The organism is Streptomyces sp. NPDC042102, assembly GCF_055582305.1.
In genome coordinates this window covers 91,275-103,955 of sequence record NZ_JBVJDL010000007.1, presented here as the reverse complement: position 1 = coordinate 103,955, position 12,681 = coordinate 91,275, and the positions used below count along the sequence as shown (strand labels likewise).

Genomic DNA, 12,681 nt, shown 5'->3' with positions numbered 1-12,681 from the left:
TCTCCCCCGGTGGGAGGCGGGGTCACCCCCTGGTGGTACGGGGCGGTCAGCTCCTGGTGGGCCGACACGGACGGTGGCCCGCGGCTACCTTGTCGCCCACCCGGCACCGCCCACGACGGAGGACCGCCCCATGCAGACCCGTTCGGCCGATCACCCTCGCAGGCGCGTGGCGTGGGGGATATCCCTGGTCCTGATCTCGGTCACGACGCTCCTCGGGAGCGCGCCCGGGGCCGCCACGGCAGCGGCCCCCGCCACCGTCGCCCCGGTTCCGGTGCTGTCCTGGGGTCCCTGCGACGGCGCGGGCGCCGATGCCCCGCAGGACGGCTTCGAGTGCGCGACCGCCCGCGTTCCCCTGGACCACCGCCGGCCCACCGGACGTACGCTCGACCTCGCGGTCACCCGGCGGCCCGCGGCCGACCGGGCGCACCGTACCGGTGTCCTCGTGCTGCACCCCGGCGGACCCGGCAATTCGGGGGTCGACTTCGCCCGCAACAGTTACGCCGCGCTCCCCGCCTCCCTCCGTGACGCCTTCGACGTCGTCGGGTACGACATGCGCGGTGTGGCACGCAGCGGACAGGTGGAGTGCTGGAACGACACGGAGTACGCCGCGGCCGTCGACGCTGCGCGCGGCGCGCCCGGCCCCGATGCCCCGCACACCGCGATCCGGCAGGGCCTCGGCTTCGCCACCGCCTGCCGGGAACGCGCCGCGGACCTCGTGCCGTTCATCGGCACCGGGTCGAACGCCAAGGATCTCGACCTGCTGCGCCGGGCGCTCGGCGAGGAGACGCTCTCCTTCTACGGCCGTTCCTTCGGTGCCTACGTCGGCACCGTGTACGCCGCGCAGTTCCCCCGGCGCGTGCGCGCCATGGTGCTCGACGGGGCGTACGATCCGCGGCGCTACGCCGATGTGCCGTACGCGTACGACGCCCCGCAGTTCGTCGCGCTGGACGCGGCGGTCGGCCGGTTCCTGGACTGGTGCGCGGAGAACGCCTCCGCCTGCGGATTCGGCGAGGGCCGGCCGCGGCAGGCGTTCGAGGAACTGAAGCGGGCGCTGGACTCCGACCCCGTCATCACACCGGGCGGACGCCCGGCCAGCGGTTACACCCTCGCCTATCGCCTCATGTTCAACATCAACGCGGGCCAGGTGATCTGGCCCTACCTGGGGCAGGCCCTGCGGGCGGCCCAGGCGCGCCAGATGTCGTTCCTGCTGTCGCCGCCCTCACCGGGGTCCTTCGACTTCCTCAACGTCAATCTGGCCGTCGAGTGCGCCGACCGCGTCTACCCGCGCAGCCGTCCGCTCCTGGGTGCGGCGGTCAGGGCCGAGGCCGCGGCCGCCCCGCTGCTGGGACCGGCGATCGGGTTCGGGCCGCCGAGCTACGACCACAACCACGCGCCCGCCTGCGCGCAGTGGGCGGCGGAGCGGCCGAGCCGCTACGAGGGCTCCTACCGGGCGGCCGGCTCCGCCCCGATCCTGGTCCTCGGGACGACCGGGGACCCGGACACCCCGTACCAGGACGCCGTGTCCCTCGCCGGGACGCTGGACAACGGGCGGCTGCTGACGTTCGCCGGTGAGGGGCACACCGCCTACAACCGGAGCGCGTGCGTCAGCGCCCTGGTGACGGACTACCTCACCGGCCTGTCCCTGCCGGCGCGCGGCACGGTCTGCGCGGACGAGGCGCCCCCGGCGGGCATCGGCCGCCGCCTGTCGTCCCTGGAGGTGGACGAGACGCGCGATGTGATCCCCGCCCTCCGCTGAACCGCCGGTGCCCTCGCCCGCGACCCCCGAACTGCCGCCCGGCGAGGGCACCGTCACGTTCCGGCCGGTCAGCTCCAGGTGTGCTGACCGCCGATCAGCAGCACGTGCTCCAGTACGTCCTCCAGGGGGTCGTCGATCTGCCCGGTGTTGATCAGGGCGACGGTGGGCCCGTTGTGCGCGTCACGGTGGTACTCGTCGGCGATGGCCGTCCCGGCGGCGACGGCGGTGAGAACGGCGGACGCACCGGCCGTACAAGCGGCAGTAATGATCTTCCTCATGCCCCGCCCAACGAGCCCGCCCGGCACGGGACACGGGACCGGCCGGCCGGCCCCGCCTCCCGGCCGGCTCCGGCTCCGGCTCCGGCTCCGGCTCCGACGCTTGCACCGCTCGCCTTGCCGGAGAGCCACCGGTGCAGGGCCGGGCCGCCCGCCGCGATCGATACGGCCAGGGCGACCGCCGTGATCAGGCTCGGCTCGGAGAGCCACAGGCCGAGGACACCGTCCAGGACCAGGGCGGCGACGACCAGCAGCACCTTCGCCAGCAGCAGGCCCGCGTGCAGGCGGTGGTCGGCGGGCCGGCCGAGGCGGACGCGCCGGCGGTGGACGAGGGTCATGGCCGCTCCGGCGCACACGACGAGCGCGAGGAGGCGCAGCGCGTGTTCCCAGGCGGGGGTGTCCGAGCCGAGGACCCAGACGGCACCCATGACGATGCCCGCGACCGCGTACACGGCCGGGCGGGGGTGTCCCTGTACCCGCGCGTCCCTGATGCGGCTACTCGGCATGACTGCCTCCCGGCTCTCGTGGGTCACACGACACACAAACAATTTGCACTTCGAGTGTCATAACTTTGCGCGCGGCCGTCAAGGGGGGAGCCCGTCCCGGGCGGAGCGTCCCCTGTCGGTGACCGGGTGTAGCGTCGCGAGCATGATCGATCTGATACGGGGATCGTTCCCCGGCCACGAGGTGAACCTCGTCTTCGCCCGGGGTCTGACCCTCGACGCCCTCGCCGCCGGCCTGCGCGACCTGCGGCGCGAGCCGCTCGCCCTCGGGGAGGGGGACGGCTGGACGTGGGCCGTGCACGACATGGTGACCGCCGAGACGGACTTCGAGCTGGTCGACTATCGCCGGCTCGGCCCGGAGGGGGTCGAGCTGGTGGTGTTCGTGACGGAACCGTGCAGCGCGAAGGCCCATCCGCCGGAGTTCCTGTACGTCCGCGACGCCCACGCCGTGCTCTGCTTCGGCTTCGACGACGTACAGCAGCGGGTGGGACAGGACCCGGACCACCTCTCCCCCGAGCTCCTGGCCGCCGGCCTCATCGGCCCCGACGCGTACTGCGAGGCGGCGGACGAGGACGACGACCACACCTGCTACGACCACCGCGCAGCCGACCGCGCCCGTCTGCTGCGCGTGATCACGGACTTCTTCGGCCTCCCCGCACTGCCGCCCTCCTTCTCGCCGGAGGCGACGGCCCGGTGACCGCCCCCTCGCCCTCCCCGGACACCTGGCGAGTCGGCGGGGACGCGAGGGGGTTTCCGTACGGGGCAATCGGTCGTTGGGGGAGGAAAGAGGAGGTTTCCCATGCCGACAGAGGAACCCGCACAGCAGCCCACGGCCGAGCTCGACGCCCGGTACAGCTCCGCGCTCAACCCCCGGCCCGGTGCCGCGGACGTCGTCGCCACCGAGTGGGCCGAGGCCCTGCGGCAGCTGGAGGCTGCCGAGATCTTCTGGTTGTCCACGGTGCGGCCCGACGGGCGGCTGCACGTCACTCCGGTGATCGCCGCCTGGCACGACGGGGTGCTGTACTTCTCGACCGGCCCGACGGAGCAGAAGGCGAAGAACCTCGCCCATGACGCTCACTGCGCCCTGACGACCGGCGGGAACGCGCTGACCGAGGGGCTCGACCTCGTGGTGGAGGGCACGGCGGAGCCGGTCGCCGATCCGGCGCGGCTGGAGGCGGTGATCACGGCCTACGAGGCGAAGTACGGGGCGCACATCACCTCGCCCGAGGGCACCTTCCACGGGATCGGGGACGCGTTCCGCAAGGGCGACGCGGTGGTGTTCGCGGTGGCTCCGGGCACGGCGTACGGCTTCGGCCGCGACGACGGCGTCTACACGCACACGCGCTGGACGTTCTGACGCCGCCCCGCACCTCCCCGGGGCGGCATCCGCACGCGCTCCGCCCGATGGACCAGGTGGACCACGTAGACCAGATGGATCAGGTCGACCAGATGGAGCACGAGCGGATGCCGACCCACCGGGCCGGGGCTACGGTCCGCTGGTATGACGCGCATATCAGCCGACCGTGAGCCCGGCGGTGGGTCCGGTCCCACCCGGCGCACCCTTCTCGTCGCCGGCGCGGGGGCGGGGGCGGCGCTCGCCGCGGGCTGCGCTCCCGCGGGCGCGCCCGGGGCGCCGGCACCCATACGACCGGCCTGTCCGCGCAGGCGTACGTCGAGACGTTCCGGGGGCTCGGCGACCAGGTGCTGACGGCGCCCCCGGGCGCGCCCGCCGACGATCGGACGAAGCAGTTCCGGGCGCTGCGGGCCGCGCAGTACTACGGCCAGGCCCTGTTCTTCGTCCTCGGCTCCGACGACCCGGGCAGCGAGGAACGGCTGTACCGGGCGGGCCGCGGCGCCTGGGACACCTTCTGCGACCTGTGCGAGCCGGCCCCGGTCAAGGCCACGGTCCCGTACGGCACGACGCCGTTGCCGGTGTGGTTCTTCCGCCCCGACACGTCGGACACCCCCCGCCCCACGGTGATCCTGACCAACGGCAGCGACGGCCAGAACGTCGACATGAAGCTGGCGGCGGCCCAGGGCGCCCAGCTCCACTGCTCCCCCATGGCCCCACAACTGCGCACTGCGAGGTCGTCTTCGACTGGCTCCAGGCCACGCTCACGGGCCGCTGATCCGTGGAGTCGCCGGGGCCTGGTGAACCGGGCCGCGTCGGCGGTGATCCGGCCGCGGCGCACGGCACAGTGGAGGCATGAACGCGGACAACAGGAACATTCTGGCCCGGGGGCGCGTCGCGACCCGGCTGCCGGCGCAGGACCTGGACCGGGCCCGGCGCTTCTACGCCGAGAAGCTCGGCCTGGAGCCCGTCGACGAACGGCCCGGCGGGCTGCTGTACCGCTGCGGCGACACGGAGTTCGCCCTGTTCACGTCGACGGGTTCCTCGCCCGGCACGTTCACGCAGATGGGCTGGGTCGTCGACGACATCGACACGCTCGTGGCGCAGCTCCGGGAGCGCGGGGTGACGTTCGAGGACGTCGACGTGCCCGGGATCCGGACGCATGACGGGATCGCCGAGATCCAGGGGCACTATCCGAGCAAGGGCGCCCGCGGGGAGCGGGCCGCCTGGTTCCGCGACAGTGAGGGCAACCTGCTGGGCGTCGGCGAGCCGGTCGTCTGAGGGGCGGCGCCCCTCCTGGGAATCCGGCCGGCGGATCAGGGGCGGGTGGGCCCTGATCCGCCGGGGGTGAAGGTCACCGGGAGGGACAGGGGGCCGCGCAGGCCGCCGGGGCGCCAGTGGAGGTCCTGCGGCGGTACGGCGAGGGCCAGGCCGGGGAGGCGGCCGAGGGCGGTGCCGATGGCGATCTGGCCCTCCAGGCGGGCCAGCGGCGCGCCCAGGCAGTAGTGGATGCCGTGCCCGAAGGCGAGGTGGGCGTTGTCCTCGCGGGTGATGTCCAGGCGGTCGGGGTCGGTGAACCGTGCGGGGTCGCGGTCGGCGATGGCCGAGGCGATCAGGACCGTCGCGCCGCGCGGTACGCTCACGCCCGCGATCTCGACGTCCTCGCGGGCGAACCGGGCGATGCCGGGGCTGACCGGGCCGTCGTAGCGGAGGACCTCCTCGATCGCGCCCGGCAGCAGTCCGGGCTCGGAGCGCAGCAGGTCGAGCTGGTCGGGGTGGGCGAGCAGCGCGGCGATGCCGCCGCCGATGAGGTTGACGGTGGTGATGTAGCCGGCGGCCAGCAGCAGGAAGACCATGGCGATCAGCTCGTCCTCGGTCAGGCGCAGGTCCTCGTCGCGGGCGGCGATGAGGCCGCTGAGGAGGTCGTCGCCCGGATGCGTCCGCTTGGCCCGGATGAGCTCGGTGACATAGCCGCGCATATGCTGCCAGGCCTCGTTCACCACGGCGGGGTCCGGTGGCTCGGCGCCCCGCATGATCATGCGGTCGGTCCAGTGCTGGAAGTCGTGACGGTCGTCGACCGGTACCCCGAGCAACTCGCTGATCACCGTGACCGGGAGCGGCAGGGCGAAGTCCGCGACGAGGTCGGCGCGGCCGGCCGGGACGATCGCGTCCAGCAGCCCGTCGGTGATGGCCTGGACCCGCGGCCGCATCTCGGCCACGCGGCGGGCGGTGAACGCCTTGGAGACCAGGCGGCGCAGCCGGGTGTGGTCGGGCGGGTCGCTGCGGAGCATGTTGCTGAGCATCGACTCGCGCTCCGTCTCGGGCAGCTGCCGCAGCAGCCGGGTGTCGGAGGCGTCGCGGACGTCGCTGCTGAGGCGGGAGTCGGAGAGGGCGGCGAGTCCGTCCTCGTAGCGGGTGACGATCCAGGCGTCCAGGCCGCCCGCGATGACGGCGCGGCGCACGGGGCCGTCCTCGCGCAGTTGCCGGTACAGGGGGAAGGGGTCCGCTACGAAGGCGGGGTCGGCGTAGGGCAGGAGGACCGGCCGCTCACTCATACGTCCCAGTATCCCCGGCTGTCCCTCTCGCACGCCGTGTGACGCGGCGCGCCGGCCGGATTCAGTGCGCGGCGGGTACCTCGGCCCGGACGGCGCGCATGACCCGCTCGACGGTCTCCTCGCGCTCGCCGACCGGGGCCGCGTAGCCGATGGAGCCGCGGGCGGCCGCCTCGCCGAGCGTGCGGGTCATCACCCAGGCGGCGAGGTACTGCGAGGCCAGGCAGCCGCCGGCCGTGGCGATGTTGCCCTCGGCATGGAAGGGGGCGTCCAGGACGGTGACGCCGAAGTCCTCGACGAACGGCCGGCTCTTCAGGTCCGCGCACGCCGGCCTGCCGTCCAGCAGCCCGAGCCGTGCGAGCACCAGGGCACCGGAGCACTGCGAGCCGATCAGCTGCCGCGCGGGGTCCAGGGGCAGCAGGGCGGGCAGCCGGTCGTCGGCGATCACATCACGGGTCCGCACCCCGCTCCCGATCACGGCAACCTGCATCGGGGAACTCCTCGTTCGCGGCGTCGGGCGCCCAGTCTCGCACCCGGTTCAGCGCAGGTCGCAGCGCATCAGGACCCTGGGGTGGCCCGCCAGGACCGAGGTGGTGTCGGCGGCGTGGACGAAGCCGGCCCGCTCGAAGTTCTTCCGGAGTCCGGCGTACGCCATGGTCATGTCGACCCTGGCGTCCCCGTTGTCCAGGGGATAGGCCTCGATCGCCGGTGCGCCGTGGGCGCGGGCGAACTCGACCGCGCCCCTGATGAGGGCGTGCGAGATGCCCTGCTTGCGGTGGCCGGGGCGGACGCGGACGCACCACAGCGACCAGACCGGCAAGTCGTCGACGTGCGGGATCTTCCGGCTGCGCGCGAAGGAGGTGTCCGCGCGCGGCGCCACGGCGGCCCAGCCGACCGGTTCGTCCCCGTCGTAGGCGATCACGCCCGGCGGGATCCGCCGACGGCACAGCTCTTCGACGTAACTGCCGCGGGCCGGTCCGCGCAGCTCGTTGTTGAGCGTGGACGGGACCCGGTAGCTCAGGCACCAGCAGACGTTGGCGTCCGGTGACTTCGGGCCGAGCAGCGCGCGGACGTCCTCGAACTCCGTGGCCGGGCGTACCTCTATGGTCATAGGACCACACTCGCACAGCGCACCGTGGTGCGGCCCGGTCAGGTTCGGGGGGCCCGGCCCTTGGGCTGGCCGGGCGCGGGGGCTTCGACGAGGGGCGGTACGGGCAGCTCGGCCGGGTCGTCCGGGGTGAGGGGCACGGTCGTGCCGTGGTGGACCACGGTCAGGGGCGCTCCGGCGAGGAGGGTGTAGCGGGTGGTCGTCCCGCCGATGTCGACGTGGAGCCTGCGGTCGGTGACGCGGATCGTGAAGGCGAGCCGGGTCAGGGAGGGCGGCAGGCGCGGGGCGAACCGTACCGGTGCCTCCGCCCGGGCGCCGTGCGGGCCCGGCGCGGCGGGGAGGGCATAGTGGCGGCGTACCCCTCCGAGGCCCGCGACCAGGGCGATCCACGTGCCCGCGAGGGAGGCCATGTGGAGACCGTCGCGGGTGTTGTGCTCCAGGTCGTCCAGGTCCATCAGCGCCGCCTCGCGGACGTAGGCCCAGGCGAGGCCGAGGTGGCCGGTCTCGGCGGCGAGGACGGCCTGGCAGCAGGCGGAGAGCGAGGAGTCGCGGACGGTCAGCGGCTCGTAGTAGGCGAAGTTGCGGGCCTTCTCCTCGGCGGTGAACTCGTCCGGGCAGGCCAGCATGGCGAGGACCAGGTCGGCCTGTTTGACGACCTGCTTGCGGTAGAGGTCGAAGTACGGGAAGTGCAGCAGCAGGGGGTACTGGTCCTCGGTGGTGCCCTCGAAGTCCCAGGGCGCCTGGTCGGTGAAGCCGGCGGCCTGCTCGTGCACCTGGAGCCGGTCGTTGTACGGCAGGACGATGCGGGCGGCGGTCTCCCGCCAGTCCGCCGCCTCCGCCCCGTCGGCGTCGAGCTCGCGCGCCCGGTCGGGGTAGCGCTCCACCACGTCGGCCGCGGCGAGGAGGTTCTTGCGGGCCATGACGTTGGTGTAGAGGTTGTCGCGGGCGATGGCGCTGTACTCGTCGGGGCCGGTGACCCCGTCGATGTGGAAGGCGCCGTCGGCGTCGAAGTGGCCCAGGGAGCGCCACAGCCGGGCGGTGTGCACCAGCAGGTCGAGTCCGGCGCCGCGGTGGAACGCGTGGTCGCCGGTGGTGGCCACGTACCGCTCGGCGGCCGCGGCGATGTCGGCGTTGACGTGGAACGCGACGGTGCCGGCGGGCCAGTACGCCGAGCATTCGGCGCCGTTGATCGTGCGCCAGGGGAAGGCCGCGCCCTTCAGGCCGAGTTGGCGGGCCCGTTCCAGTGCGCTGGGGAGCGTGGCCCGGCGCCATTCCAGGACGGGCGCGACGGTGTGGGGCGCGGTGTGGGTGAGGACGGGCAGGACGAAGGACTCGGTGTCCCAGAAGGCGTGGCCGTCGTAGCCGGTGCCCGTGAGGCCCTTGGCCGCCAGGGCGCGCCGCTCGGCGCGGGCGGCGGCCTGGAAGAGGTGGAAGAGGGCGAAGCGCACCGCCTGCTGTACCTGTTCGTCGCCCTCCACTTCGACGTCGGCGTCGTTCCAGAAGTCGTCCAGGCAGGCGCGCTGGGCCTCCAGCAGTCCCTCCCAGCCGGTGCTGCGGGCCGCGGCGAGCCCGCCCTCCACCTGGTCGCGCAGGGCGGGCAGGGTGCGTTCCGCCGACCAGCCGTAGGTGACGAACTTGACCAGGTGGAGCCGCTCGCCGGCTTCCAGGGTGGCGGTGACGGTCAGGCGGGCGACGTCGGGTTCGCTCTCCGCCGCGTACGTGGTGCCGTCGGGGCCGTCGATGAAGTGGTCGGCGGCCACGGCGACGCGCTGGCGGCTCTGGGCGGTGCAGTGGACCAGGCGCAGCCGGGTGCCGTGCGCGTAGTGCTCCTCGGGGCGGAGCGGGCGGTCGATGGCGGCGGCCACGCGGGGATCGCCGGAGACACCGGGGAGCTGTTCGCCCGCGACGAGCTCGGACTGCACGGCGATGGTGGCCGGTCCGTCGACAGCTTCGACCGTGTAGGCGATCGCGGCGACCGCGCGCTGGGCGAGGGAGACCAGTCGGTGGGAGGTCAGGCGGACGGTCCGGCCCGACGGCGTGGTCCACTCCGCGGTCCGGCCGAGGACGCCGGTACGGAAGTCCAGGACGCGTTCGTGGGAGCGGAGTTCGCCGTAGCGCAGGTCGAAGGGGTGGTCGTCGACGAGCAGCCGGATGATCTTGCCGTCGGTGACGTTGATGGTCGTCTGGCCGGACTCCGGGTAGCCGTAGCCGGCCTCGGCGTAGGGCAGGGGGTGGGTTTCGTGGACGCCGTTGAGATAGGCGCCCGGCAGCCCGCCCGGTTCGCCCTCGTCGAGGTTGCCGCGCCAGCCGAGGTGGCCGTTGGACAGGGCGAAGACGGACTCGCTCTGGGCGAGGACGTCGAGGTCGAGGCTGGTTTCCCGCAGCTGCCAGGGCTCGGTGGCGAAGCTCGCGTGTGTGATCATCCGCGGTCCAGGAGGTCGGAGAGGTCGGTGACGACGACGTCGGCGCCGTGCTCGCGCAGTTCGGCGGCCTGGCCGGTGCGGTCGACGCCGACCACGAAGCCGAAGCCGCCGGCCCGGCCGGCCGCGACGCCGGCCAGCGCGTCCTCGAACACGGCGGCCTCCCCGGGAGGTACGCCGAGGAGCCGGGCGGCGGCCAGGTAGCTGTCGGGGGCGGGCTTGCCGCGCAACCCCTGCTCGGTGACGGTGATGCCGTCGACCCGCTCCTCGAAGAGGTCCTCGATGCCGGCCCCGGCCAGCACGTCGCGGCAGTTGGTGCTGGCGGAGACGACGGCGCGGTGCAGACCCGCGTCGCGGGCGGCGCGTACGAAGGCCACCGAGCCCTCGTACGCCTCCACGCCCTGATCGTGGATCACGCGGAGCACCAGGTCGTTCTTGCGGTTGCCCAGCCCGTGGACCGTCTCCAGGTCGGGGCCGTCCTCGCCGGTGCCCTCGGGCAGGGTGATCCCGCGGGCGGCGAGGAAGGTGCGCACGCCGTCCTCGCGCGGCCGGCCGTCGACGTACTCGTCGTAGTCGCGCACGGGGTCGAAGGGGACGAACGCCGTGCCCTCGCGGTCGGCGCGCCGACGCAGGTAGTCGTCGAACATCTGCCGCCACGCGGCGGCGTGGACCTTGGCGGTCCGGGTGAGCACGCCGTCGAGGTCGAAGAGGCAGGTGGTGACGTGGTCGGGAAGTCCCAGCATGCCGGCAAGGCTAGGCCGTCTCTTCCGTATCTTGCCTGACCCGCGCCGTCCGGCACCGCACCTCGCCGCGTTGTCGAGGCACCCGAGGACGTCCAGTAATCGGGAGCCTCTCCGCCTTGCGATGCACGGCACCGGACGACGCGGGCTTAACTGGGGGCACCTCCCAGCGGTAGCTGGGGGAGCAAGATCCGGAAGAGACGGCCTAGGAGCGGGCGGCGGCCCGTGCGGACCGCGGCGCCGGTCGGCGGCGCGCGGTCCCCCGTGGGGCTGAGGGGGCGTGTCGTTCGGAGCAACGCGCGCGCCGCCGGTCCTCGGTGGCCGCCCGCGGCCTTCAGCGCCCGGGCCCGGGCCCGCGCCCGGTCAGCGTCCGGGCCCGGGCCCGCCGGCGGCGCGGTGGAGCGCGCGGGCCCGGTCCAGGTCGAGGGACCCGTCCTCGGGCACGGGCAGGAAGTACTCCCGCTGCCAGGCCTGTGCCCGCTCGGCCTGGCGGTTGGGGGCGGCCACCCAGGGCGGGTAGACGCGGAAGGCGCGCTTGCCGCCGGTTCCGTCGGCGGAGACGACGCCGTGCCGGCGCAGGGCGTCCTTGGTCAGGACGAACTGGCCGAAGTGGCCCTGGTCGCGGCTGCTGATGACGAACAGGTCGACGGGGTCCGTGACGTCGAAGGGCCGGATCGGCCCGGCCTCGGACCGCTGCCAGACGGTGACGAACTGGCCGGCCTTGGTGGGCGTCGTCCGCGCCGCGCGGAACCGGACGGCGAGGCCGTCGAGGGTGAACGCGTGGGCGGCGTACTCGGCGCTCTCGGGCTCGGGCACCGGCCGGGAGCAGGTGAACCCGCAGGGGTCGTACACGAGCGCCTTCGCGGCGGCGAGGTCGGCGTGGACGGGAGCGCCCCGTGACCACGGGACGGAAGAGGTATCGGACGGGTGTTCGTGCTGCGTCGCCATCCGTCCACCCTGCCACAGGCCGCGGCGGGGCGGCCGCACGCGCCGTGCGGGCCCGGGGAGCGGGCGCCGGGCGAGCGTCCTACGGTGGAAGGACGAGCACGCGGGAGGCGATATGGATCGCAGGATGCGCCGCGCCCTCCTGGCCGCGCCATGCGCGGCCTCGATAGCGCTCTCACCCTTCGCAGCCGCAGCCGCACCGGCGGCGCCCCCGGGCGTCGTCACCGTCGGCACGTGCACCGTGGTGGGGACCGGCACCAGCGAGGCCATCTGGCTCACGGGCTGGGACCCCCAGCAGACGGTGTACCTGAGCGCGGGCAAGGCCACGCCGGTCGTGATGGACGGGAGCGGGCACTGGGACGGCTTCGTGACACCCGAGACGCCCAAGACCGTCTACTACGGCCCCGAGGGGACGCAGAGCGTGCCGTGCGTGCCCGGGCCCCAGCCCCGGACCCAGCCCCAGCCCCAGCAACCGGCGACCATCGGCACCTGCACCCTCTCGAAGGCCCCGAACGCCGCCGACGGCGCGCCGAGGGTGTTGGTGCGGCTCGCCGGGTGGGCCGCGGGCCAGACGCTCTATCTGGCCGCCGGGCAGAACGGGCGCTTCCTCGTCAGAGCCGATCCCATGGAGATGCCGCTCCCGCCGGAACGGGTACCCGCCAAGATCTATTACGGGGCGGCCGAGCAGGAGAGCGTGCCGTGCACGGGTGACGCCGGAACCGGGACGCAGCCCGGGCGGACGAAGACCGGCACCTGCACCGTGCAGGGCCCCCCGCAGAGCGGTCTGCGCCCGAGCACCCGGGTGAAGGTCACGCTCCAGGGGTGGCGGCCGGGCCAGTCGCTGGACCTGGAACCGGGCCCGCGGGTCACGGCGGACAAGACGGGCCGCGCGACGGCCGACGTCAGCCTGCGCGGCGCCACCAGCGTCAAGGTCGTCTTCAGGTCGCAGGACGGCGAGCGCGGTTCCGTACCGTGCACGCGGACGATCCCGAAGGACACCCCGCCGCAGACCGGGTGACGCCGGCGGCCGG

12 protein-coding genes and 1 pseudogene are annotated in these 12,681 nt (G+C 73.9%); 5 read left to right on the top strand and 8 right to left on the bottom strand.

Going from position 1 to position 12,681, the window contains the following annotated elements:
* Nucleotides 1-130: 130 nt before the first annotated feature.
* Nucleotides 131-1,756, top strand: coding sequence for an alpha/beta hydrolase (locus ACZ6KO_RS26125; RefSeq protein WP_469306444.1), 1,626 nt, complete (start codon nt 131-133; stop codon nt 1,754-1,756).
* A 68-nt stretch (nt 1,757-1,824) separates the two neighbouring features.
* Here the strand turns inward: ACZ6KO_RS26125 and ACZ6KO_RS26120 are convergent, their stop codons facing one another.
* Both ACZ6KO_RS26120 and ACZ6KO_RS26115 read right to left on the bottom strand, forming a co-directional pair.
* Nucleotides 1,825-2,034 (bottom strand): hypothetical protein, encoded by a 210-nt coding sequence (locus tag ACZ6KO_RS26120; protein ID WP_469306443.1) that lies wholly within the window; start codon nt 2,032-2,034, stop codon nt 1,825-1,827.
* Nucleotides 2,031-2,537, bottom strand: coding sequence for a hypothetical protein (locus tag ACZ6KO_RS26115; RefSeq protein WP_469306442.1), 507 nt, complete (start codon nt 2,535-2,537; stop codon nt 2,031-2,033). Before ACZ6KO_RS26115 ends, ACZ6KO_RS26120 begins: the two co-directional genes overlap by 4 nt.
* A gap of 142 nt (nt 2,538-2,679) precedes the next feature.
* Between ACZ6KO_RS26115 and ACZ6KO_RS26110 the strand changes: the two genes are divergently transcribed.
* From ACZ6KO_RS26110 to ACZ6KO_RS26100, 3 genes are all read left to right on the top strand, one after another.
* A complete protein-coding gene (locus ACZ6KO_RS26110; protein WP_469306441.1) occupies nt 2,680-3,231 on the top strand; it encodes a hypothetical protein in 552 nt (183 codons plus the stop codon).
* A gap of 102 nt (nt 3,232-3,333) precedes the next feature.
* Nucleotides 3,334-3,891 carry a pyridoxamine 5'-phosphate oxidase family protein gene (locus tag ACZ6KO_RS26105; protein WP_469306440.1) on the top strand — a complete coding sequence of 186 codons (558 nt, stop codon included), beginning with the start codon at nt 3,334-3,336 and terminating at the stop codon, nt 3,889-3,891.
* 849 nt (nt 3,892-4,740) lie between these two features.
* Nucleotides 4,741-5,166 (top strand): VOC family protein, encoded by a 426-nt coding sequence (locus ACZ6KO_RS26100; RefSeq protein ID WP_469306439.1) that lies wholly within the window; start codon nt 4,741-4,743, stop codon nt 5,164-5,166.
* A gap of 35 nt (nt 5,167-5,201) precedes the next feature.
* On the opposite strand, the gene ACZ6KO_RS26095 is transcribed toward ACZ6KO_RS26100, so the two are convergent.
* From ACZ6KO_RS26095 to ACZ6KO_RS26070, 6 genes and pseudogenes are all read right to left on the bottom strand, one after another.
* Nucleotides 5,202-6,440: a cytochrome P450 family protein gene (locus ACZ6KO_RS26095; protein ID WP_469306438.1), complete on the bottom strand. Its 1,239-nt coding sequence runs from the start codon at nt 6,438-6,440 to the stop codon at nt 5,202-5,204.
* 61 nt (nt 6,441-6,501) lie between these two features.
* Nucleotides 6,502-6,921, bottom strand: a pseudogene (locus ACZ6KO_RS26090) (type 1 glutamine amidotransferase family protein); the annotation flags it as partial.
* Between the two features lie 54 nt (nt 6,922-6,975).
* Nucleotides 6,976-7,548: a GNAT family N-acetyltransferase gene (locus ACZ6KO_RS26085; RefSeq protein ID WP_469306437.1), complete on the bottom strand. Its 573-nt coding sequence runs from the start codon at nt 7,546-7,548 to the stop codon at nt 6,976-6,978.
* A gap of 38 nt (nt 7,549-7,586) precedes the next feature.
* Nucleotides 7,587-9,968 carry a glycoside hydrolase family 65 protein gene (locus ACZ6KO_RS26080; protein ID WP_469306436.1) on the bottom strand — a complete coding sequence of 794 codons (2,382 nt, stop codon included), beginning with the start codon at nt 9,966-9,968 and terminating at the stop codon, nt 7,587-7,589.
* Nucleotides 9,965-10,708 (bottom strand): beta-phosphoglucomutase family hydrolase, encoded by a 744-nt coding sequence (locus ACZ6KO_RS26075; protein WP_469306435.1) that lies wholly within the window; start codon nt 10,706-10,708, stop codon nt 9,965-9,967. The genes ACZ6KO_RS26080 and ACZ6KO_RS26075 overlap by 4 nt, the downstream gene beginning before the upstream one ends.
* A gap of 360 nt (nt 10,709-11,068) precedes the next feature.
* The gene (locus ACZ6KO_RS26070; protein WP_469306434.1) at nt 11,069-11,653 is read right to left on the bottom strand and encodes a MepB family protein; all 585 of its coding nucleotides are present in this window, start codon (nt 11,651-11,653) and stop codon (nt 11,069-11,071) included.
* Between the two features lie 124 nt (nt 11,654-11,777).
* Between ACZ6KO_RS26070 and ACZ6KO_RS26065 the strand changes: the two genes are divergently transcribed.
* Nucleotides 11,778-12,668: a hypothetical protein gene (locus tag ACZ6KO_RS26065; RefSeq protein ID WP_469306433.1), complete on the top strand. Its 891-nt coding sequence runs from the start codon at nt 11,778-11,780 to the stop codon at nt 12,666-12,668.
* Nucleotides 12,669-12,681: the final 13 nt, after the last annotated feature.

Bases quoted from the DNA above. Each gene is read 5' to 3' on its own strand.
- ACZ6KO_RS26125 (WP_469306444.1), top strand. From the start codon at position 131: ATGCAGACCCGTTCGGCCGATCACCCTCGCAGGCGCGTGGCGTGGGGG.
- ACZ6KO_RS26120 (WP_469306443.1), bottom strand. From the start codon at position 2,034: ATGAGGAAGATCATTACTGCCGCTTGTACGGCCGGTGCGTCCGCCGTT.
- ACZ6KO_RS26115 (WP_469306442.1), bottom strand. From the start codon at position 2,537: ATGCCGAGTAGCCGCATCAGGGACGCGCGGGTACAGGGACACCCCCGC.
- ACZ6KO_RS26110 (WP_469306441.1), top strand. From the start codon at position 2,680: ATGATCGATCTGATACGGGGATCGTTCCCCGGCCACGAGGTGAACCTC.
- ACZ6KO_RS26105 (WP_469306440.1), top strand. From the start codon at position 3,334: ATGCCGACAGAGGAACCCGCACAGCAGCCCACGGCCGAGCTCGACGCC.
- ACZ6KO_RS26100 (WP_469306439.1), top strand. From the start codon at position 4,741: ATGAACGCGGACAACAGGAACATTCTGGCCCGGGGGCGCGTCGCGACC.
- ACZ6KO_RS26095 (WP_469306438.1), bottom strand. From the start codon at position 6,440: ATGAGTGAGCGGCCGGTCCTCCTGCCCTACGCCGACCCCGCCTTCGTA.
- ACZ6KO_RS26085 (WP_469306437.1), bottom strand. From the start codon at position 7,548: ATGACCATAGAGGTACGCCCGGCCACGGAGTTCGAGGACGTCCGCGCG.
- ACZ6KO_RS26080 (WP_469306436.1), bottom strand. From the start codon at position 9,968: ATGATCACACACGCGAGCTTCGCCACCGAGCCCTGGCAGCTGCGGGAA.
- ACZ6KO_RS26075 (WP_469306435.1), bottom strand. From the start codon at position 10,708: ATGCTGGGACTTCCCGACCACGTCACCACCTGCCTCTTCGACCTCGAC.
- ACZ6KO_RS26070 (WP_469306434.1), bottom strand. From the start codon at position 11,653: ATGGCGACGCAGCACGAACACCCGTCCGATACCTCTTCCGTCCCGTGG.
- ACZ6KO_RS26065 (WP_469306433.1), top strand. From the start codon at position 11,778: ATGCGCCGCGCCCTCCTGGCCGCGCCATGCGCGGCCTCGATAGCGCTC.